The following is a 20056-nucleotide window of genomic DNA, read 5'->3' on the forward strand; positions in this document are numbered from 1 at the left end:
TCACATCTCCACGAGGACCGTGAACGGGCCGTCGTTCGTCAGGGTCACCCGCATCTGGGCGCCGAAGCGGCCCGTCGCCACCGTCGCGCCCAGGGAACGGAGTTGGGCGACCACCTCGTCGACGAGGGGTTCGGCGACGTCGCCGGGGGCAGCCGCGTTCCAGGTCGGGCGGCGGCCCTTGCGGGCGTCGCCGTACAGGGTGAACTGGCTGATGACGAGGAGCGGGGCGTCGATGTCGGAGCAGGACCTCTCGTCCGTCAGCATGCGGATCGACCAGAGTTTGCGGGCCAGTTGGGCCGCCTTCTCCTTCGTGTCCTCATGGGTGACCCCGACGAGGACACACAGGCCCTCGCCCGTGATCTCCCCGGTCACTTCGCCCTCCACGACGACGCTCGCGCCGTCCACCCTCTGCACCACTGCACGCATGCACCCATCATGCCGTGCCCTCGCGCAGTCGATCCTCAGATTCTTTTTGATGCTTAAGCCCCTATCTGGGGCCGTTCGGGGGGACTCGGTCACATAGCGGTCACTTGGGGTGGCACGATGCTCCCATTCGCCTGTCGAGGGAACGGTAGAGGCACATGAGCACACCGAGTACCGGGCGGCCTCGTACGGCCGCCAGGCCGCCCGAGCAGCGCACCGACAGTCCGAGCGGGACCGGTCCGGGCGGCCCGCTGCCGGCCGCCGATCCGCCCGAGTACGACCTCGCCGTGCTGCGCCTGGCCGAGCTGCGCGTCCTGCGCCGGGACGCCCAGCGCGACGAGGCCGATCTCAGTTACGTACGGCGGCTGCTCCAGGGGCGTATCGACATCCTGCGGGCGGAGCTGGCGCGGCGCGGGCCCACGTCCGTGGTCGCGGTGGGAGCCGGGTCGGTCGTCGAGCGGCTGTCGGAGATCCTGACGGACGCGCCGGCGCGGCAGCGGTCCTCGGCGCGGCACGTGACGCTGGGGATGCCGCAGAGCGAGGAGTACGGGCGGCTCGCGGCGGAGATGCTCGCCGAGGTGGAGCTGTCGGATCTGAACGCGCGTACGGATCTGGAGCTGACGGCGGCGATGGGGAGGCTGGTGCGGTACGAGCAGCAGGTTTCGCGGCGGCGGCAGGGGTTGCAGCGGACGGCGGACGACTGCAGTGGGGAGATCGCGCGGCGGTACCGGGAGGGTGAGGCTCAGGTGGAGGACCTGTTGGTGTAGGCCCCCTGCGGCCCTGAACGGGCCTTGTCCTCAAACTCCCCCAGAGGGGGACCTGCAACGGGCTGAGAGGACGAAATCCGGGCGACACTCTCCCCTCCCTCCCCCTAGCCTGGCCCCATGACGCCCCGCGACGACATCGAGCTGCGCCCCGTCGACGAGGACGGGCTTCGGGAGTGGATTCGGGCCCTGCATACCGGGTTTCTTCGGTCGCCCGAAGTCACCGATGTGGAGCTGGAGGCGCGGCGCGGGCAGTTCGTGCCGGGGCGGACGTTCGGCGCGTACGACGGTGAGCGGTGTGTGGCGACGTTCCGTTCGTTTCCGCAGGAGCTGAGCGTGGGTGGCGGGGCGACCGTCCCCGCCGACGCGATCTCGAACGTCACCGCCTCGCCCACGCACCGCCGGCGCGGCATCGTCTCCCGCCTGATGGCCCGGGACCTCGCCGCCGCGAAGGAACGCGGGGATGTCGTCGCCACGCTGATCGCCTCCGAGTACCCGATCTACGGCCGGTTCGGCTTCGGGCCCGCCACCTGGGCCTCCGAGTGGACGATCGACGTACCGCGCGCAGGCCTGGACCGCCGCTGGGCGGGTCCGACGGACGGCGGCCGTATCGACCTCGTGGACGCGGCGGACGTACGGAAACTGGGGCCCGAACTGCACGCGCGGCTGGCACGGCAGCAGCCCGGTGCCGTGAGCCGGGACGCGCGCTGGTGGCAGATCAACACCGGTGAGGTGCTGTTGGGGGGATCCTGGGACGAGCCCTTCTACGCCGTCCACCGTTCGGCGGAGGGTGAGGTCGACGGGCTCGTCTCGTACGAGGCCGAGGACACGTGGGACGCCAAGCAGCCGCAGAACACCGCCGACGTGAACTGGCTGATCGCCGCGACCCCGGCCGCCGAGCGTGCCCTGTGGCAGTACCTCTGCTCGATCGACTGGATCACGAAGGTCAAGACCGGCTGGCGCGCCCCGGACGACCTGCTCCCTTTCTTCCTGCCGGACCCGCGGGCGGCGAAGCTCACCACGCACGCGGACTGGCTGTGGGTGCGGATCCTGGATGTCGTACGAGCCCTGGAAGCCCGCCCCTACGATGGGACGGGCGGCGGGAGTCTCGTCCTGGAGGTCGTCGACGCGGCGGGGTTCGCCGGCGGACGGTACCGCCTTGAGGTGTCCGTGGACGGCGCCGCGTCCTGTGCGCCCGGAACCCGCGACGCCGCCGAACTCACCCTGGATGTGCGGGAGTTGGCGGCGCTGTGGCTCGGCGACGAGTCGGCGGTGCGACTGGCCGCGCTCGGGCGGGTGCGGGAGGAACGAGCGGGCGCCGCCCGTGCGGCCGACGCCCTGCTGCGTACGTCCAGGCAGCCTTGGTGCCCGGACATCTTCTGAGCTGAACTGAACTGGGCTGGGCTGGGCTGATCTTTGCTCTGCTTCCTCTCGCTCGACGACACGGTGGCTGTTCATCCGTAGCGCTGTGTTGCTGTTCTTGCTGTTCAGTTGTGGTCGTGTCGGCTGCCGCGCTCCCGGCTCCCCTCCGGAGGAGAGTTCGGTCAGCCAACCTTCGGAAGGTTTGACCATGTTGCTGAAGTTGGCTACCAACTTCACTGTACTTATCTCCACTTGGGGGCGCCTCATAACCACCTTCCCTTGAACTGCCCAAAGATGGCGAGAAGTTGTAGTGTTTGGTTGTGGAGCCCCAGAGGTCACACCGTGAGGTGGCCGACGCGCTGCGCACCCGGATCAGGTCCGGTGAGCTGCGGCCCGGCCAGCGCATGCCCACCCAGGCCCGGCTGGCTGTCGAGTTCGGCGTCGAGCGAAGTGTCGTACGCGAGGCGCTGCGCATGCTGCACGCCGAGCATCGCCTCACCAACATGTCCAAGGGGAGCCCGGCGACGGTCGCCCCGGACCCCGGACCGGCGCTGACCGGCCCCGCTGCCCCGCCGCTGCCCACCACCGTCGGTCTCGCGCCGCGGATCGCGGCGGCCTTCGCGGCCCCGCACGTCGGGATCGACGCCCTGTGTCTGACGTCCGTCTCGCTCACGCTCGCCATCGGGGAGCCGCTGCGCCAGATCCACGCCGGACGGCTGAAACCAGCCACGATCGACGTCCGGGTGCTGCTGCCGAGCCGTGACATCGACCTCGCCTTTCCGGCGCCGGTGGAGTCGGCGGACGGGTCCCCGGCCGGGGCGTCGGCCACCGGCCGGCTGCAACGCCGCTGGCTGGCCCAGCGCAACGCCCAGGGCCAGGTGCTCCGGCACAACCTGCTGGCGCTGCGCTCGTCGCACGGTATCGACGTGCACGTCTCCTTCCGCGCCCTCCCGTTCACGCCACCGGTGAAGCTGTACCTGCTCAACGAGGCGGAGGCGCTCTTCGCGTACTACACGCTGACGAGGAGCGAGGCGGAGATCGACCACGAGCAGGTGGAGACGTACGACGCGGTGGGCACCGGATCGATGCTGTTCGCGTTCGAGCAGGGTGCCGGACTGCGGGACACGACGTTCGTGGAGCAGTCGCACCTGTGGTTCAACGCACTGTGGGAGACGATCAGTTCGGAGCTGGTGCTCACGACCTGACGTCTCCCACGAGCCGTTCATGGTTGTCCGCGACCGTCACAGGGCGGGCCCGGTGACCAGGAGGGCGAGGACGACGGCCCCGATGGAGCTGATGGTGGCGTTCTTGGCCTTGATGCCGATGGTGAGCAGCAGCAGGCCGACGACGCCGGAGGTGCCGTACTTCCAGCTGACGAGCTGCTGGAAGCCGCTGATGAAGACGGCGGCGAGGAGAGCGATGGCGGGCATGGTGGGTCCTCCTTCGGGGCGGTACCTGGGGCGATGCCTGGAGCGATTCCTGGGTCGGTGTCGCCGGGGTGGTGGAGAGGAGGCAAAACTTCCGCCAACTTAACCAAGTTGGCAACCAACTCTTACTAAGTTGTCCCCACTTGGCTACTACTCATAAACAACTTTCAAACAACTCCCCATAGATGGATCGGAGTTGTAGCGTTTGGTCGTGACCCAGGAGAACGTGGCAGTGAACGGCAGCAGAAGACAGTCGCCCCAGGAGATCGCCGACGCCCTGCGTGACCGCATCCGCAGCGGCGACCTGAAGGCGGGCGACCGGCTGCCCACCCAGGCCGAGCTGGCGGAGGAGTTCGGCGTGGAGCGGGGCACCGTCCGCCAGGCCCTGCGCGTCCTTCAGGAGGACGGTCTGCTCAGCAACGTCAGCAAGGGCAGCCCGCCGCGTGTCGCCGAGGTGACGCCGCCCCGGGAAGGTCCCCAGCCGACGATGGTGGGCCTGGCGCCCCGCCTGACGGAGGCGTTCGCGGCCCCGCACGTCCGTATCGACGCGGCCTGTCTCACCGCGGAGAGCCTGATGCTGGCCGTCGGGGAGTCGGTCCGGCAGATCCACGAGGGCCGCATCCGGCCGGAGTCGATCGACGTACGCATCCTGCTGCCGTCCCGGGACATCACGCTGGCCTTCCCGGTGCCCGTCGAGGGCCGCGGTGACGACGACCCGGTCCACCAGCGCTGGCTTGCCCAGCGCAACGCCCAGGGGCACGTACTGCGGCACAACCTGCGCGCCCTGCGCTCCTCGCACGGCATCGACGTACGGGTGACGTTCAGGGCGCTGCCCTTCACCCCGCCCGTGAAGCTCTACCTCCTCAACGGGACGGAGGCGCTCATCGCCTACTACATGATCGCCCGGCGGGAGGAGCCGGTGGAGAGCGGAGTGCTCGACATGTACGACACCCTGGGGACCGAGTCGCTCCTCTTCTCGTTCGGGAAGGGCGTCGGAGAGCGGGACACGGCTTTTGTGGAGCAATCGCAGAAGTGGTTCGACGCCCTCTGGGAAACCATCACGACGGACCTGACACTCTCCTAGTGACCTCTGATACGACTGCGACCCAGACCGAACCGGCGACCGGCGAGGGCGATTCCGTGACCGATGACCTGCGGCAAGCGATCGCCCGCGCACGTGTCGTGCTCTGGGACTTCGACGGCCCCATCTGCGCCCTGTTCGCGGGCCATTCGGCGCAACGTGTGGCGATCGAACTCGTGGAGTGGCTCGAAGGGCAGGGCCTGCACGGTCTGTTGACGGCGACGGAGCGTGAGTCCCTGGACCCGCACGTCGTGTTGCGCGCCGTCGACCGCCGGCATCCCGGCAGCGATCTGGTGGACGAACTGGAGAAACGTCTCACCCAGGAAGAGCTCCGGGCCACGACCCTGGCGATGCCCACCCCGTACGCCGACCCGGTGATCCGTACCTGGCGGGCGGTGGGCGCCCGGCTCGCGGTCGCCACCAACAACTCCCCGCTCGTGGTCCGCGAGTACCTGGACAGCCGGGGCCTGGCTTCCTGCTTCGCCCCGCACATCTACGGCCGTACGCGGGAACTGAGCCACCTCAAGCCCCACCCGCACTGCCTCAACCGCGCGCTGAACGCGACGGGGGCGGCGCCGTCGTCCGCGCTCATGATCGGCGACACCCCCTCGGACTACCTCGCCGCACAGGAGGCCGGCGTTCCGTTCCTCGGCTACGCGCGTAACGAACACAAGGAGAAGCTGCTGCGGGACGCGGGTGCCGAGACGGTCGTGGGCTCGCTGGAGCCCGTACTGAAGGTGCTTCGTGGTCAGGGCTGATCCAGTGGTCAGGCCTGGGTCATCAGCAACGTGAAGACCACTGCCGCGCCGACGGCCAGGCCGGTGTGGCGGGCCCGGATGCCCACGGCGACCGTTGCCATGAGCACCAGGCCCAGTACGCCGAGCCGTGACTGGGCCAGTCGCCCCAGCAGGAACTCGCCCAGTGCGCAGACGACTTGGTACAAAACCATTCTCCCCACCAACCCCTTCCACTTTGCGTGAAGCGTTCAACTGGCCGTCCAATTGGACTGGTTGACGTGAATGTGGTCTGCCCGGTCCGCTAGATCCCTTAACCGGCTTGGTAGTTGAGGGTTCAGTTGACGGGAATCTGTTTGGAAATGGACCGGAAGCGGTACGGTCGGAGAGTGGGACATGAGGAAGGGCAGCAGGCCACTGACGGCGGCAGGGAGTTCGACCGGGTTGCCGACGAGCTACGGCACCGTATGGCGGACGGGGTGTACCCGCTGGGCTCCCTGATGCCTGCACAGCGCAAACTCGCCCAGGAGTTCGGGGTGTCCCGTGACACCGTGCAGCGTGTCCTGAGGGAACTGCGCAACGAGGGCTGGATCGAGTCCCGGCAGGGCAGTGGATCCCGGGTCGTCAAGGCCCAGCGCATCCAGTCCACGGCGCCCAAGGCCAGCCGGTCGCGCCAGGCCGTGACGCTGAGGCCGCTCATCAGCGAGGCGTTCGAACAGCCCGAAGTCACCCTGGATGTCTACACGTTGACGTCCGAAACCCTGGACACACACATCCGCCTCCAGGCGGAACGGATCAGGGCCAAGGCCATCGTTCCGCAGCGCATCACCCTGCGGATGCTCCTGCCGTCCGACACGGAGTCCCTGCCCTACCCGAGGGGAATCGACGCGAAGGACGACCCGCTCCTGCGCAACCGACTCCGCGACATCACCGGTCGTCACACCGATTCACTGCGCGGAGTACTGGCGGAACTGACGGCCGAGAAGCTGGTCCCGGAGATCAGCCTGGAGGTCCGTCGTGCACCGTTGACCCCCGCCTTCAAGCTCTATCTGATCAATGGTGTGGAAGCGCTGCACGGCATGTACGAGGTGATCCGGCGTCCGGTGGTGGTGGACAAGCGGATCACGGTCGAGGCCCTCGACGTCCTGGGTCTGGGTGCCACGCTGACGCATCATGTACGGGACAGTGACCCGAAATCGCCGGGTTCCACCTTTGTTGAGAGCATGCAGAACTGGTTCGACTCGGTCTGGGACCTCCTGTCGGAGTAGTCCGGGACGGTGCGTTAGCATGCCCGGACCGTGTGAGCAACAGCTCCTGGACGTACGTATGGATGGCGAACAGGCCAACCTCTGCGACCTGACGCAACAGAGCGGCAGAACACCCCTCGTGTCCGCTTCGTTGTCACTCCGGTCGTGCGGAGTCTCACCTGCAACTAGCGTTCTGACGCACATCGCACCATCCATCCACGCGCGAGTCCCGGAGCAGCCAGTGGGCGCACCCCCAGTTCCCCGTTCCATGACAGGGGAGCGCGCCGACGGCGGTTCGCCGGACGTCATCGAGGCGTTCGTGGCGCGCGCCGCGCTGCGGGGCAAGGCGAGCAACGGTCACCACAACCAGAACTACGTCCTGCCGCTGACGGAGGACGTGGCCCAGAAGGTGGGCCTGGCGGCCGGTACGCCGGTCACCGTCCGGATCCGGCGGGAGACGGCGCTGCCGGTGGTGATCCGTACCTGGCGGGACGAGGCACGCATCCTCGACGCCGTGCACGCGGTGCTGCCGCATGTGCCGGAGTGCCTGCTGGAGGGTGAGGGCTTCACCGTCCACAGCTATGTGGAGGGCGTACCGCTCTCCAGCATCTGCGGAAACGGCAAGCCCGTCGACACCCTCCTCATGAAGGCGCTGGCCGACCTGCTCGCCCAGATGGCCCAGGTCCGCCGGAGCGCTTTGCCGCCGCTGCCCGCGGTGTGGCCGCGCAACCACACGGACAGCCAGGGTTTCCTGCGGGCGCTCGCCCAGTTGGCCGACCGCCAGATCCGCCGGCGCAACTGGCCTGCCTTCGGCGGGCTGTTCGCGGCGCTCGGTATCCCGGAAGACGCCCTGACCCGGCTGGCCGACCGGGTGCCGGCCATGGCCCGGCGGCCCTACAGCCTGCTCCACGCGGACCTGCACCGCGACAACCTGATCGTCTCCTACGACGGTGACCCGCCCCTCATCTGTGTCGACTGGGAGCTGGCCACCTACGGCGACCCCCTGCACGACCTCGCGACCCACCTCGTGCGCATGCAGTACCCCGACCACCAGTGGGACGACGTGATCGGTGCCTGGGCGGACGCCATGCGGCTCGTCCGCCCCGCCGCCGTCAAGGGCCTGGCCAAGGACCTGCGCCACTACGTGGACTTCGAGCGGGCGCAGTCCGTCTTCCCGGACGTCATGCGGGCCGCGCAGTCCCTGGAGGACACCTTCGACCAGAAGAGCCTGGACGAGGCGACGGCCTCGGTACGCAGGGCCCTGAAGGCGGCGGCGGCGCCGCTCGGCCTCCGGAACGTGCCGGGCACGGACGAGATCGAGCGCATCCTCTTCCGCTGGCAGGCCTCGCGGGAGGTCGGCAGGAAGCGCGGCCGGGGGTGGGGCGCCGACGACATCCACTGGACGCCGGACGAGCGGGTCCTGGAGCACCCCGACTTCTCCCGTGCCGATGTGCACCGGGCGTTGCTCGCGGAGGGCGCGGCGCCGGCCAACCGGGTCTTCAAGGGGACCGCGCACCTCAACTCGGTGGTCTGGGTGGGGGGCGTCGACTTTCCCGTGGTGGTCCGGCGCCAGGTGCCGAAGGCGTGCCGGCGTGAGCCGAGCTTCCTGAGCGAACACGCCGTGCTCCAGGCCATCGACCGGTCGTCCGTCGCGGTGGCGGCGCCGAAGGTCCTCGCCCTGGGAAACGGCTACCGGAAGGAACGCTTCGCCGTCCACACGTACGCGGGTCGGCGGGACATCGACCAGCCGCCGAGCCATCCGGTGAACGGGCTGCTGCCGCACGAGGCGGACGCGCTCGTCGACCAGCTCTGCGCGCTGACCGGCGTGGACTACCACGAGCTCGACCCGGCGGCGGGCGAGGGCGACTTCTACGGCTGGCTGAGCGAGCAACTCGTCGTCCTGGTACGGGATCTGCCGAGGGAGTCGCAGCAACTGGCCCGGGTTCTGGGCCTGCCCGACGCCGACCGGCTGCGGCAGATCCTGGCCCGGCACGTGGTGAACGAACGCAGGCCGGTGCTGCTGCACGGTGACCTGAACCCGTGGAACCTCGTCCGCCGTGACGACGCGCTGGTGCTGACGATCATCGACTGGGAGATGGCGGTCGTCGGCGACCCGCTCTACGACCTGGTGCGGCACATGCACCTCACGCCGACCCGGTCGGAGATCCGGGACCGTATGTTCCGGCGCTGGGAGCGCCTGCTGCCGCCGGAGTACACGCACAAGTGGCGGCAGGACTGGCGTGTGTACCGGGACATCGAGATCGTCCGGTCCGCCTACATCGACCTGGACCGCCTGGTCACCGGCGTCGGCCTGGACGCCCCCAACGTCCGCCGGGCGGTCGACTCGTACGCGATGACCCTGGCGTCGGCCACGGCCGCGCTGGGCCTGCCGGCCCGCTCCACGGAGAACCCGTACCTGGCGCGGGCGTTGGCGTAGGGGAGCGGTCCGTGCCGTGCGGGCGTCCCGGGAGTGCGTAGTCTCGCCCTCATGGCAGGAACGGCGGGTATGGCAGGTATGGCGGGAATCGGGCTGCGTGAGCGCAAGAAGCGGCAGATGTACCAGGACGTGTCCGACATCGCGATCGGGCTCTTCCTCGCGAAGGGGTTCGACGCGGTGTCCGTCGCGGAGGTCGCCGCCGCCGCCGGGATCTCGAAGCCGACGCTGTTCCGGTACTTCCCGTCCAAGGAGGACCTCGTCCTGCACCGCTTCGCGGATCACGAGGACGAGGCGGCGCGGGTGGTGCGGACGGCCGTGCCCGGTGCGTCGCCGATCGGCGCGCTGCGCCGCCACTTCCTCGACGGGCTGACCCGCGAGGACCCGGTCACCGGCCTCAGCGCTCACCCCCAGGTGCTCGCCTTCCACCGTCTGCTCTACGGCACCCCGTCGCTGGTCGCGCGGGCGTACGAGTACCAGCAGCGCTCGGAGGCGGCTCTCGCCGGCGCCCTCGGCGACACCCTGGCGGCCCGGCTCGCGGCCGGCCAGATCATCGCCGTCCAGCGGATCCTCGCGCAGGAGAACTGGCGGCGGATCGCGGCGGGGGAGGCGGTGGAGGCGGTGCGGGAGGACGCGGTCGCGGCGGCCGAGGGGGCGTTCGGGCAGCTGGAGGCGGTGCTGCCCCGGCTGGGGGCGGAGAGGGCCGGCGGCAACGTTGCTGGAGGCAGCAGCGGCAAAACTCGGTAAAATATTTAACTTGGTTACGTTATTTCGGTAGGCTCGCCGCCATGACGCCGTCACTCCGCGACTCCCTGCGCCGCGAACGCGCCCACCACGACATCTGCCGTGCCGCCCTCGCCGCGATGGTCGACGGCGCCCGGGAGCACGTCGTCACCGGCGAGGACGTCTCCGCCTCGGGTGCGGACGCGGAAGTGCTCGGACACCGGCTGCGCAGCAAGGCGAAGGAACTGGGCGAACTCCCCGAAGGGCCGCTGTTCTTCGGCCGGTTGGACTTCGGTGGCACTGGCTACGGCGGCAGTGGCGATGGCCGCAGTGGTCACGGCGATCACGGCGGCGAGAGCTATCACATCGGGCGCCTGCGGATCTCCGAGCACCCGACCCGCCCGCCCCTCGTCGTGGACTGGCGTGCCCCGGTCTCCCGGGCCTTCTACCAGGCGAGCGCCCGCGATCCGCAGGGCGTGGCCGTACGGCGCCGCTTCGGCTGGGCGCCCGGCAGCACCGGCGACTCCGCCGACCTGACCGGCCTGGAGGACGAGCACCTCGACGAGCACCTCGCGGAAGTGGGCCAGGAGGAAGGGGAGTTGGTGGCCGGTGCGGGCGGTCTGGTCGCCCGGGAGATCGCGCGGCCGCGTGTCGGACCGATGCGGGACATCGCCGCGACGATCCAGCCCGAGCAGGACGATCTCGTACGGGCGGACCTCGGCGTCTCCGTGTGTGTGCAGGGCGCCCCCGGCACCGGCAAGACGGCCGTCGGGCTGCACCGGGCCGCGTACCTCCTCTACACCCATCCCCAACGCGTCCAGCGCGGCGGGCTGTTGATCCTCGGCCCCAACCGCACGTTCCTCTCCTACATCTCGGAGGTACTGCCCGCCCTCGGCGAGACGGGCGTACGGCAGTCGACGGTCATGGACGAGATCGGGGTCCCCGGCCGTCCGGTGCGGGCCGAGGACGACGAACGGGCCGCCGTGGTGAAGCACGACGCGCGGATGGCGGAGGTGCTGCGCCGGTCGCTGTACGCGCGCGTGGCGACGCACGGCCACGTGAACTCCCTTGAGGTGCCCGACGGTTCGTACCGCTGGCGGATCCCGGCGGCGGGGCTGGAGCGGATCGTGTCCGGCGTACGGGCCGAGGAACCGCCGTACGCCGTGGGGCGCGAGCGCGTACGGACGCGGGTCGTGCGCCACATCCAGCGGGAGGCGGAACGGCGGGCGGGGCCGCAGACGAACACCTGGGCGCGGAAGATCTGGAGTGCGCGGCCGGTCGGGGCGTACGTGGACGCGGTGTGGCCGAGGGTGCGCCCGGAAGAGGTCGTGGCTGAACTCCTCACGGAGGGTGGGGTGATGGCCGCTGCTGCGGACGGGATCCTCGACGCGGACGAGCAGAAGGCGCTGCTCTGGGCGCGACCGCCGCGGTCGTGGAAGTCGGCACGGTGGTCGGCCGCCGACCTGGTCCTCCTCGACGAGGTCGCCGGCCTGATCGACCACCCCGAGGGATACGGCCATGTCGTGATCGACGAGGCCCAGGACCTCTCCCCGATGGAGTGCCGGGCGATCGCGCGCCGGGCGCCGTACGGCTCCCTGACCGTCCTGGGCGACCTGGCGCAGGGCACCACACCGTGGGCTGCCCGGTCCTGGCGGACCCTCCTCACCCACCTGGGCAAGCCCGACGCCACGGTGATCCCGCTGACGACGGGGTTCCGGGTACCGCGCTCGGTGGTCGACTTCGCCAACAGGCTGCTGGCCGTACTGGAGGTACCGGTGCCACCGGCCCGATCCCTGCGCGGCGACGGCGAGTTGAGGGTCGTGGAGGCCGCCGGGGCCGACCTCGCCGGGGAGGTGGTGGCCGCGGTGCGCCGGGCCCTCGACGGGGAGGGATCGGTGGGCGTCGTGGCGGCGGAGGGGGAGGTCGCGGGCGTACGGGCGGTGCTGGACGCGGCGGGGATCGGGGCCAACGGGGGGAGGCTGAGCGTGGTGTCGGCGAACGTGGTCAAGGGGCTGGAGTACGACCAGGTGGTCGTGGTGGAGCCGGCCGCGATCGTCGAGGGGGAGGGCGCGACCGGGCGTGGGATGCACCGGCTGTACGTGGTGCTGACGCGGGCGGTGTCCCGGCTGGAGGTGGTGCACGGGCGGCCGTTGCCGTTCTGAGCGGTTCCGGAAGAGGCGGTGGTCCGTCTCGGCCGGAGGTGTCGGCCCGGTCGGGCGAAGGAGTCAACTGCACCTTCTCGTAGGGGAGATGGGCTTCGAGCGCGACGGTGAGGCGCTCGACCTCCGCCCGGCCGGGGAGGGGGCCCGCGCCCGCGACTCCCGCCCTCGCCGGAGAGGGCGAGGGCGTGGGCGCCGCCCCGTGAGTTCCGCGCTCAGGCGCCGACGTACCCCGCGAGATGCTCCCCCGTGAGCGTCGAGCGCGCCGCGACCAGGTCGGCCGGGGTGCCCTCGAAGACGATCCGGCCGCCGTCGTGACCGGCGCCGGGGCCGAGGTCGATGATCCAGTCGGCGTGGGCCATGACCGCCTGGTGGTGCTCGACGACGATCACCGACTTGCCGGAGTCGACGAGCCGGTCGAGCAGGCCGAGCAGGTGTTCGACGTCCGCCAGGTGCAGGCCCGTGGTCGGCTCGTCGAGGACGTAGACGCCGCCCTTGTCGCCCATGTGCGTGGCCAGCTTGAGGCGTTGGCGTTCGCCGCCGGAGAGGGTGGTGAGGGGCTGGCCGAGGCTGAGGTAGCCGAGCCCGACGTCCGCGAGCCGGTCGAGGACGCGGTGCGCGGCCGGCGTACGCGCCTCGCCCGCTCCGAAGAACTCCTCCGCCTCGGTCACCGACATCGCCAGCACCTCGCTGATGTCACGGCCGCCGAGGCGGTACTCCAGCACCGCCGCCTGGAACCGCTTGCCCTCACAGTCCTCGCAGGTACTGGCGACGCCGGCCATCATCGCCAGGTCGGTGTAGATGACACCGGCGCCGTTGCACGTAGGGCACGCGCCCTCGGAGTTGGCGCTGAACAGGGCCGGCTTCACCCCGTTGGCCTTGGCGAACGCCGTACGGATCGGGTCGAGCAGTCCGGTGTACGTCGCCGGGTTGCTCCGCCGGGAGCCACGGATCGGGGTCTGGTCGACCGACACGACACCCTCCTCGACGGCGCCCGGACGGGCGACCAGTGACCCGTGGACGAGCGAGCTCTTGCCGGACCCGGCGACCCCGGTGACGACACACAGCACGCCGAGCGGGATGTCGACGTCGACGCCCTGGAGGTTGTGCTTCGTCGCGCCGCGGATCGGAAGCGTGCCGGTGGGCTTCCGTACCGCCGCCGGCTCCTTGAGGGTGGCCCGGTCGTCGAAGTGGCGGCCGGTGACCGTGCCGCCGGTCCGCAGCCCCTCGACGGTGCCCTCGAAACAGACGGTGCCGCCTGCCGTACCGGCGCCGGGACCGAGGTCGACGACGTGGTCGGCGATGGCGATCACCTCGGGCTTGTGCTCCACGACGAGCACGGTGTTGCCCTTGTCACGCAGCCGCAGCAGTAGGTCGTTCATGCGCTGGATGTCGTGCGGGTGCAGGCCGATCGTCGGCTCGTCGAAGACGTACGTGATGTCCGTGAGCGCCGAGCCGAGGTGGCGGATCATCTTGACGCGCTGCGCCTCGCCGCCGGACAGGGTGCCCGAGGCGCGGTCCAGCGCGAGATAGCCAAGGCCGATCTCCACGAACGAGTCCAGCGTGTGCTGGAGCGCGGTGAGCAGCGGCGCGACGGACGGCTCGTCGAGGCCGCGGACCCACTCGGCCAGGTCCCGGATCTCCATCGCGCAGGCGTCGCCGATGCCGATCTTCCTGATCTTCGACGACCGGGCGCCCTCGCTGAGCCGGGTGCCCTCGCACTCGGGGCAGGTGGTGAAGGTGACCGCCCGCTCCACGAACGCCCGGATGTGCGGCTGGAGAGCCTCCTTGTCCTTGGACAGGAACGACTTCTGGATCTTGGGGATCAGGCCCTCGTAGGTGAGGTTGACGCCGTTGACCTTGACCTTGGTCGGCTCGCCGTAGAGGAAGTCCTGCATCTCCTTCTTGGTGAACCGGCGGATCGGCTTGTTCGGGTCGAGGAAGCCCGACTGGGCGTACAGCCCGACGGTCCACTGGCTGTCCGACTTCCAGCCGGGGATGGTGAACGCGCCCTCGGCGATCGACTTGGAGTCGTCGTAGAGCTGGGTGAGGTCGATGTCGGAGACCGCGCCCCGGCCCTCGCAGCGCGTGCACATCCCGCCGGTGCGGTTGTAGGTCGCCTTCACCGCCTTCTTGTTGCCGACGGCGATCGCACCACTGCTGCGGACGGACGCGGTGTTGAAGGAGTACGCGCTCGGCGGACCGATGTGCGGCTTGCCGAGCCGGCTGAAGAGGATGCGCAGCATGGCGTTGGCGTCGGTGGCGGTGCCGACCGTGGAACGCGGGTCGGCACCGATCCGCTGCTGGTCGACGATGATCGCGGTCGTCAGCCCTTCGAGTACGTCCACCTCGGGCCGCGCCAGCGTCGGCATGAACCCCTGGACGAACGCGCTGTACGTCTCGTTGATCAGCCGCTGCGACTCGGCGGCGATCGTGTCGAAGACCAGCGAACTCTTGCCCGAACCGGAGACACCGGTGAACACCGTCAGCCGGCGCTTCGGCAGTTCGATGCTGACGTCCTTGAGGTTGTTCTCGCGGGCACCGTGCACACGGATCAGATCGTGACTGTCGGCACCGTGCGGCGCGGATGCGGATGCCGACGCGGGTACGGGTGCGGGTGACTGCGAGTCCGTCCGCGGGGTCCTGCTCATCGTGTGTCTCCATCGGTCGGGCGGGATCTGTCGGGCGGAGCTGTTCCTGGACGTGGGGGCGTGGGCCAGCCCCCGGGCCCGGGGGCTGGGGGCTGGGGGCTGGGGTGCGCAACCCGCGCCCCAAAGGGGCGCGGGGCTGTATCGATCTGCGGCTCCGCCGCGGGGCGCGACCAGCCCCCACCGGCCCGCGGTAAACGAACCGCATTCCGCGGAGCGCTAACCTTTCGGCGCCTGCGAGATCCGTACCAGGTTGCCGGAGGGGTCGCGGAACGCGCAGTCACGCGGGCCCCACGGCTGGTCCATGGGTTCCTGGAGCACCTCGGCGCCGGATGCCCGTACCTTCTCGAACATGCCGTCGAGGTCGTCGGTACGGAAGACGAACATCGGCAGGACGCCCTTGGTGAGCAGTTCCTGAAGGGTGTCGCCGTCGGCCGGGGAGCGACCGGCGTGCGGTTCGGAGAGGACGAGTTCGAGGTCCGGCTGCGCGGAGCTGCCGAGCGTGACCCAGCGGAATCCGCCGGATGCGACGTCGTTGCGGACCTCGAGTCCGAGGGCGTCGCGGTAGAAGGTGAGCGACTCGTCGGGATCGTTGACGGTGATGTGGCAGTACTGCAGTGCGATGTCCATGCCGTCAACGCTAGGCGGCGGGCGTACGGCCCGCTTCTCGAATCCTGCTCGGTGTGTTCCCGGCCGGCGTGCCGGTGCTCGAAGCGTTCGTCGGGGGAGCGTTCAGCGTGCTCGGAGCGTTTCTGCTCGGCCGCGTGTACACCTTCGCCACACACGCGGGCATCGCCGTCACCGAGTCGTGCTCCCGCCCGCGGTACGCGCTCGGTGTCTCCCCGACGACCTCGGTGAACCGCGAGCTGAACGAGCCGAGCGACGTACAGCCGACGGTCATGCACGCGTCGGTCACGCTCATACCGCCGCGCAGCAGGGTCATCGCCCGCTCGATCCGGCGGGTCATGAGGTAGTTGTACGGAGTCTCGCCGTAGGCCGCCCGGAACCGCCGCGAGAAGTGCGCCGGCGACATCAGCGCGTGCCGGGCCATCGTCGGCACGTCGAGCGGACGCGCGTACTCCCGGTCGATCAGATCCCGTGCCCGACGCAGATGCGCGAGGTTGGCGAGCTCCTGCGGGTCCATCTCGCGACGGTACCACCGGGCCACGACAACCGGGCCTGATCTGCGAGAACGTCATTCCGGACGACCGGTGGAGGAACGGCGGGCCCGCCACAGACGCCGGAGTGCCGTGAGTTCGCTGCGGGGGAAGTGCCCACCCCACTTGCCCCGGTGGCCGCTCTCGCCGTACACCGTCGTGACCTTGTCGAAGCAGCGAACCACCATGCGCCGAACGCTAGGTCAGCACCCCCCTTGCCGTCACCGGGGTTTCTTCCGACGCGGTCGCCGTCGGATCCAACGAGCGGGCCGGCCTCGTACCGGAGGCAGGGCCTGTCCGGGGACACGGCGGTCGGCCCGCGTCACCAGGCGCTTGCCGGTCACCACGCGTCGATGACCGGCGCGTCGGGTTCGTGTTGCCGCCAGGCCTCGTTGAGGCGCACGAGGCGGTCTGCGGCGGCGATGCCGCGCAGGGACGCGACCTTGCCGTCGCGGACCTCGAACGCCACGGCGCCCACGACCCGGTCGTCGACCACGGCGAGGACGGCCGGGGAGCCGTTGACCAACGCGATATGGATCGCGGGCGAGCCGCCGGCCAGCCGCCGCTTCGCCGGTGTGGCCTTGAAGCCGGCCCGTACGTAGGAAGCGACCCGCTCGGGGGTCGTGTACCGCAGCAGCTGCCTGGCCAGCCCGGCGCCGTCCGAGATCGCCGTCACGTCGTCGGTGAGCAGCGCGACCAGCCGCTCGGTGCGTCCCGACGTGGCGGCGGCGAGGAACTCCTCGACGACCCGGCGCGCGGACGCGGGGTCGGCCGGGCCACCGCGACGCCGCTCGGCGGCGACCCGGATCCGGGCCCGGTGGACGTGCTGCTGGCTCGCGGACTCGGTGATGTCGAGGATCCCGGCGATCTCCGCGTGGCTGTACGAGAACGCCTCACGCAGGACGTAGACCGCCCGCTCGACCGGTGAGAGACGCTCCAGGATGGTCAGTACGGCCAAGGAGACCGACTCGCGCTGCTCGAAGGTGTCGGCGGGGCCGAGCATCGGATCGCCCTCAAGGAGCGGCTCGGGCAACCAGGCACCGGCCGCTCGCTCGTGGCGCATCTGCGCCGAGCGGAGCCGGTCGAGGCAGAGGTTGGTGACGACCCTGGTCAGCCACGCCTCCGGCACCTCGACCCGTTCGTGGTCGGCGGCCTGCCAGCGCAGGAACGTGTCCTGCACGGCGTCCTCGGCGTCGGCGGCCGAGCCGAGCAGACGGTACGCGAGCGAGGCCAGCCGGCCCCGGCCGGCCTCGAACCGATCGATGGCTGCACTGTCCATGCCCAGCACCTTATGCAGCGACCCTCGCCCCGGCCCCGGTGGGCGCGGTGGGCGTTGTGGCCAGCCGGCGCCTGCGCTTCGGCATGCCGAAGGTCGGGTAGGCGATGCCCCACCAGGCGCCCCTGAGTATCCCCGACTTGAGTCGCGCGGCGGTTCGGCCCCCCAGGTACCAGGACTTCGACCGGACGTCCCCGTCCACCATCTGGAAGATCGCGTCCCGCCGCCCGAGACTGATGTGGTTGCCGTAGTACTTCAGGCCGACGGTCGGGATCTCACCGCCCGCCAGCCGCGCGATGATCGCGGCGGTCGCCTGCATGTTGGTGAAGCCGGCCGAGGCGCAGGACATCGGCAGCGGCCGGCCGTTCTCGCCGATCGCGTAGGCGCAGTCACCGGCGGCGTAGACGTCCGGGTGCGAGACCGAGCGCATGGTGCGGTCGACGACGATCTGACCGGTCCCGGCGACCTCCAGCCCACTGGCGGCCGCGATGGGGTGTACGGCGAACCCCGCCGCCCACACGGTCACGTCGGCCGGGATCGACGTACCGTCAGTGGCGATCGCCCGTGTCGCCTCGACGGCTTCGACGCCGGTGTGCTCGTGGACGGTGATGCCGAGCCGGTCGAAGGCCCGGCGCAGGTGACGGCGGGCCTTCGGGGAGAGCCAGGCGCCCAACTCGCCCCGGGCGGCGAGCGCGACCGACAGTTCGGGCCGGGACTCGGCGAACTCGGTGGCGGTCTCGATGCCGGTCAGTCCCTCACCGACGACCAGTACGGCGCCGCCCTCGCCCAGGCCTTCCAGGCGCTCGCGCAGCCGCAACGCCGAGGACCGGCCGGTCACATCGAAGGCGTACTCGGCCACACCGGGGACGCCATGGTGGGCCACGGAGCTGCCGAGCGCGTAGAGAAGCGTGTCGTACGCCAGCTCGTCATCGCCGTCCTCGCCGGTCACGGCGACGGTCCTGCGCTCGGGGTCGACGCCGGTGACACGCGCCAGGCGCAGCCGCACCCCGGTGCCGGCGAACACGTCGGCGAGCTTGCGGACCGCGAGATCCTGGCCGCTCGCGAGCTGGTGGAGCCGCATCCGCTCGACGAACTCGGGCACGGCGTTGACGACGGTGACCTCGACATCGGCGGGAGAGAGCCGCCGGGCCAGGTTTCCGGCGGCGAAGGCCCCGGCATATCCGGCGCCGAGTACGACGATGCGGTGCTTCATGGCGTGGCTCCTGTCTCGTTCGGGTGCGCTTTGAACGAGACGGCGCTCCGATTACTGACAGATTTAGATGTGACCTGGGTCACTGAATCAGGTGCTAAATATGGACAGGGCGAGGTTCGGTCGCCGCATCTAGGGTGTTCATCGCGAAGTCCACTGGCCCGGCCCGGAGGCGTCATGTCCCTGCAGATGAAGTTGAGTGCGATCACCCTCGACTGTCCGGATGCGCCGGCTCTGGCGGCGTTCTACCAGCAGGCCACCGGCCTCGAACCCCACCCGAAGTCGGACGCCGAATTCGCGGGTCTCAACGGTGAGAACGGACTCTTCATCGGCTTCCAACGGGTCGACGACTACCGGGCTCCGCGGTGGCCCGACCAGACCGTCCCTCAGCAGCTTCACCTCTGTTTCAAGGTCGGCGAGGACTTGGAAGCGGCCGAGGCCCGGCTGCTGGAACTGGGTGCGGGCAGGCCGGATCACCAGCCCCACGGAGCCAAGGCGCGGGTTCTCACCGATCCGGCCGGCCACCCCTTCTGCATCGTCAGGGACTGAGGACGAGGCTGACCGTCAGCACCTTCGAAGCAGCCGAACTGTGATCGTTTCTCGCCGATACCGCTGTGCAGATGCTCTCTTCCGCGACCGCCCTCTACTGTCGACGGATGCGCGCACACCCTGTTGACGTTGACCGCCCTGCTGATCTCGACGTGGTCCGTGAGTCCTACGACCGGGTGGCCGACAACTACGCCGAGATGGTGGCGACGACGGGCATGGGCGACATCCGTCGCCATCCCTGGCTCAAGGCATCGATCGACGCCTTCGCTGACACGGTGAGCGGGCTCGGGCCTGTCCTCGACGTCGGCTGCGGACCCGGAACGGTGACCGCCTACCTCGCCGAACGCGGACTCGACGTGTCCGGAGTCGATCTCTCACCCCGCATGATCGAAAACGCCCGCCGTCTGTATCCGCACTGCCGCTTCAGCGTCGCCTCCGCCACCGACCTCAGCCTCGAAGAGGCGTCCCTCGGCGGCGTACTCGGGTGGTGGTCACTGTTCAACCTCCCCCGCGACGTCCTTCCTCAGGTCCTCGCCCTGTTCGCGCGGGCCCTGAAGCCGGGCGGACACTTCATCACCGGAACACACGTCGGCGACGAGGACGCGGTGCGCACGGAGGCCTACGGGGGAGTGCCCGTCCGCTGGACCACGCACAAATGGCGGCCGGAACAACTCGTAGACCTGATCGAGCAGGCCGGACTGCGCCCCGTCGCCGAACTTCGGCTCCCGGCAGACGAGTTCAGCGGTCCGGGCCTGGTCGTCATGGCCGAGCGGCCTGCCTGAAGAGCGGCTGGGGCCCGCATTCTGCGAGCGGAGGGGCGATGTGCCTTCCGTGTACTGAGGGCTCTTCGCCCGGTGCGGGC

The 20056-nt window shown here is 70.1% G+C and carries 20 protein-coding genes; 11 read left to right on the top strand and 9 right to left on the bottom strand.

The window, feature by feature from the left end; translation table 11 throughout:
- Complete coding sequence (dtd, locus tag ACH4TV_RS36940; RefSeq protein WP_398405665.1) at positions 1-426, bottom strand: D-aminoacyl-tRNA deacylase; 426 nt, start codon at positions 424-426, stop codon at positions 1-3.
- A gap of 155 nt (positions 427-581) precedes the next feature.
- Here dtd and ACH4TV_RS36945 point away from each other — a divergent pair, with 155 nt between their 5' ends.
- From ACH4TV_RS36945 to ACH4TV_RS36955, 3 genes are all read left to right on the top strand, one after another.
- Entirely contained in the window at positions 582-1190 is a 609-nt protein-coding gene (locus tag ACH4TV_RS36945) for an aerial mycelium formation protein (protein ID WP_398405666.1), read from the top strand.
- Positions 1191-1307: 117 nt separating this feature from the next.
- Complete coding sequence (locus ACH4TV_RS36950) at positions 1308-2570, top strand: GNAT family N-acetyltransferase (protein WP_398405667.1); 1263 nt, start codon at positions 1308-1310, stop codon at positions 2568-2570.
- A 299-nt stretch (positions 2571-2869) separates the two neighbouring features.
- Positions 2870-3754 carry a FadR/GntR family transcriptional regulator gene (locus tag ACH4TV_RS36955; protein ID WP_398405668.1) on the top strand — a complete coding sequence of 295 codons (885 nt, stop codon included), beginning with the start codon at positions 2870-2872 and terminating at the stop codon, positions 3752-3754.
- Positions 3755-3790: 36 nt separating this feature from the next.
- On the opposite strand, the gene ACH4TV_RS36960 is transcribed toward ACH4TV_RS36955, so the two are convergent.
- Positions 3791-3979: a hypothetical protein gene (locus ACH4TV_RS36960; RefSeq protein ID WP_398405669.1), complete on the bottom strand. Its 189-nt coding sequence runs from the start codon at positions 3977-3979 to the stop codon at positions 3791-3793.
- Positions 3980-4181: 202 nt separating this feature from the next.
- Between ACH4TV_RS36960 and ACH4TV_RS36965 the strand changes: the two genes are divergently transcribed.
- Positions 4182-5060: a GntR family transcriptional regulator gene (locus tag ACH4TV_RS36965; RefSeq protein ID WP_398405670.1), complete on the top strand. Its 879-nt coding sequence runs from the start codon at positions 4182-4184 to the stop codon at positions 5058-5060.
- 56 nt (positions 5061-5116) lie between these two features.
- Positions 5117-5815, top strand: coding sequence for an HAD family hydrolase (locus tag ACH4TV_RS36970; RefSeq protein ID WP_398405671.1), 699 nt, complete (start codon positions 5117-5119; stop codon positions 5813-5815).
- A gap of 8 nt (positions 5816-5823) precedes the next feature.
- Here ACH4TV_RS36970 and ACH4TV_RS36975 read toward each other — a convergent pair whose 3' ends face one another.
- Entirely contained in the window at positions 5824-6006 is a 183-nt protein-coding gene (locus tag ACH4TV_RS36975; protein WP_398405672.1) for a hypothetical protein, read from the bottom strand.
- Between the two features lie 174 nt (positions 6007-6180).
- Between ACH4TV_RS36975 and ACH4TV_RS36980 the strand changes: the two genes are divergently transcribed.
- The 4 genes from ACH4TV_RS36980 (at position 6181) to ACH4TV_RS36995 (ending at position 12357) form a co-directional block, all read left to right on the top strand.
- Entirely contained in the window at positions 6181-7059 is an 879-nt protein-coding gene (locus tag ACH4TV_RS36980; RefSeq protein WP_398405673.1) for a GntR family transcriptional regulator, read from the top strand.
- 247 nt (positions 7060-7306) lie between these two features.
- On the top strand, positions 7307-9475 hold the full coding sequence (locus ACH4TV_RS36985; protein ID WP_398405674.1) for a phosphotransferase: 2169 nt from the start codon (positions 7307-7309) through the stop codon (positions 9473-9475).
- Between the two features lie 78 nt (positions 9476-9553).
- Positions 9554-10219 carry a TetR family transcriptional regulator gene (locus ACH4TV_RS36990; protein WP_398405839.1) on the top strand — a complete coding sequence of 222 codons (666 nt, stop codon included), beginning with the start codon at positions 9554-9556 and terminating at the stop codon, positions 10217-10219.
- Positions 10220-10260: 41 nt separating this feature from the next.
- The gene (locus ACH4TV_RS36995; protein ID WP_398405675.1) at positions 10261-12357 is read left to right on the top strand and encodes a HelD family protein; all 2097 of its coding nucleotides are present in this window, start codon (positions 10261-10263) and stop codon (positions 12355-12357) included.
- A gap of 212 nt (positions 12358-12569) precedes the next feature.
- Here the strand turns inward: ACH4TV_RS36995 and ACH4TV_RS37000 are convergent, their stop codons facing one another.
- The 6 genes from ACH4TV_RS37000 to ACH4TV_RS37025 all read right to left on the bottom strand — a co-directional run bounded on the left by ACH4TV_RS37000 (position 12570) and on the right by ACH4TV_RS37025 (position 18648).
- Entirely contained in the window at positions 12570-15005 is a 2436-nt protein-coding gene (locus ACH4TV_RS37000; protein ID WP_398405676.1) for an ATP-binding cassette domain-containing protein, read from the bottom strand.
- A 216-nt stretch (positions 15006-15221) separates the two neighbouring features.
- Positions 15222-15632 (bottom strand): VOC family protein, encoded by a 411-nt coding sequence (locus ACH4TV_RS37005; RefSeq protein ID WP_398405677.1) that lies wholly within the window; start codon positions 15630-15632, stop codon positions 15222-15224.
- Positions 15633-15642: 10 nt separating this feature from the next.
- The gene (locus ACH4TV_RS37010) at positions 15643-16146 is read right to left on the bottom strand and encodes a helix-turn-helix transcriptional regulator (protein ID WP_398405678.1); all 504 of its coding nucleotides are present in this window, start codon (positions 16144-16146) and stop codon (positions 15643-15645) included.
- Between the two features lie 51 nt (positions 16147-16197).
- Entirely contained in the window at positions 16198-16347 is a 150-nt protein-coding gene (locus ACH4TV_RS37015) for a hypothetical protein (protein ID WP_398405679.1), read from the bottom strand.
- Positions 16348-16499: 152 nt separating this feature from the next.
- Positions 16500-17438 (bottom strand): sigma-70 family RNA polymerase sigma factor, encoded by a 939-nt coding sequence (locus tag ACH4TV_RS37020; protein ID WP_398405680.1) that lies wholly within the window; start codon positions 17436-17438, stop codon positions 16500-16502.
- 10 nt (positions 17439-17448) lie between these two features.
- Positions 17449-18648, bottom strand: a complete 1200-nt coding sequence (locus ACH4TV_RS37025) for an NAD(P)/FAD-dependent oxidoreductase (protein WP_398405681.1) — start codon at positions 18646-18648, stop codon at positions 17449-17451.
- 174 nt (positions 18649-18822) lie between these two features.
- Here ACH4TV_RS37025 and ACH4TV_RS37030 point away from each other — a divergent pair, with 174 nt between their 5' ends.
- Complete coding sequence (locus ACH4TV_RS37030) at positions 18823-19194, top strand: VOC family protein (protein WP_398405682.1); 372 nt, start codon at positions 18823-18825, stop codon at positions 19192-19194.
- 107 nt (positions 19195-19301) lie between these two features.
- Complete coding sequence (locus tag ACH4TV_RS37035; RefSeq protein ID WP_398405683.1) at positions 19302-19976, top strand: class I SAM-dependent methyltransferase; 675 nt, start codon at positions 19302-19304, stop codon at positions 19974-19976.
- The last annotated feature ends 80 nt before the right edge of the window (positions 19977-20056 follow it).

The sequence above is a fragment of the Streptomyces sp. NPDC020898 genome (assembly GCF_044333925.1).
Taxonomy (GTDB): Bacteria; Actinomycetota; Actinomycetes; order Streptomycetales; family Streptomycetaceae; genus Streptomyces.

Bases quoted from the DNA above. Each gene is read 5' to 3' on its own strand.
- ACH4TV_RS37035 (WP_398405683.1), top strand. From the start codon at position 19,302: ATGCGCGCACACCCTGTTGACGTTGACCGCCCTGCTGATCTCGACGTG.
- ACH4TV_RS36990 (WP_398405839.1), top strand. From the start codon at position 9,554: ATGGCGGGAATCGGGCTGCGTGAGCGCAAGAAGCGGCAGATGTACCAG.
- ACH4TV_RS37005 (WP_398405677.1), bottom strand. From the start codon at position 15,632: ATGGACATCGCACTGCAGTACTGCCACATCACCGTCAACGATCCCGAC.
- ACH4TV_RS37010 (WP_398405678.1), bottom strand. From the start codon at position 16,146: ATGGACCCGCAGGAGCTCGCCAACCTCGCGCATCTGCGTCGGGCACGG.
- ACH4TV_RS37000 (WP_398405676.1), bottom strand. From the start codon at position 15,005: ATGAGCAGGACCCCGCGGACGGACTCGCAGTCACCCGCACCCGTACCC.
- ACH4TV_RS37020 (WP_398405680.1), bottom strand. From the start codon at position 17,438: ATGGACAGTGCAGCCATCGATCGGTTCGAGGCCGGCCGGGGCCGGCTG.
- ACH4TV_RS36945 (WP_398405666.1), top strand. From the start codon at position 582: ATGAGCACACCGAGTACCGGGCGGCCTCGTACGGCCGCCAGGCCGCCC.
- ACH4TV_RS36985 (WP_398405674.1), top strand. From the start codon at position 7,307: ATGACAGGGGAGCGCGCCGACGGCGGTTCGCCGGACGTCATCGAGGCG.
- dtd (WP_398405665.1), bottom strand. From the start codon at position 426: ATGCGTGCAGTGGTGCAGAGGGTGGACGGCGCGAGCGTCGTCGTGGAG.
- ACH4TV_RS37015 (WP_398405679.1), bottom strand. From the start codon at position 16,347: ATGGTGGTTCGCTGCTTCGACAAGGTCACGACGGTGTACGGCGAGAGC.
- ACH4TV_RS36960 (WP_398405669.1), bottom strand. From the start codon at position 3,979: ATGCCCGCCATCGCTCTCCTCGCCGCCGTCTTCATCAGCGGCTTCCAG.
- ACH4TV_RS36975 (WP_398405672.1), bottom strand. From the start codon at position 6,006: ATGGTTTTGTACCAAGTCGTCTGCGCACTGGGCGAGTTCCTGCTGGGG.
- ACH4TV_RS36950 (WP_398405667.1), top strand. From the start codon at position 1,308: ATGACGCCCCGCGACGACATCGAGCTGCGCCCCGTCGACGAGGACGGG.
- ACH4TV_RS37030 (WP_398405682.1), top strand. From the start codon at position 18,823: ATGTCCCTGCAGATGAAGTTGAGTGCGATCACCCTCGACTGTCCGGAT.
- ACH4TV_RS37025 (WP_398405681.1), bottom strand. From the start codon at position 18,648: ATGAAGCACCGCATCGTCGTACTCGGCGCCGGATATGCCGGGGCCTTC.
- ACH4TV_RS36995 (WP_398405675.1), top strand. From the start codon at position 10,261: ATGACGCCGTCACTCCGCGACTCCCTGCGCCGCGAACGCGCCCACCAC.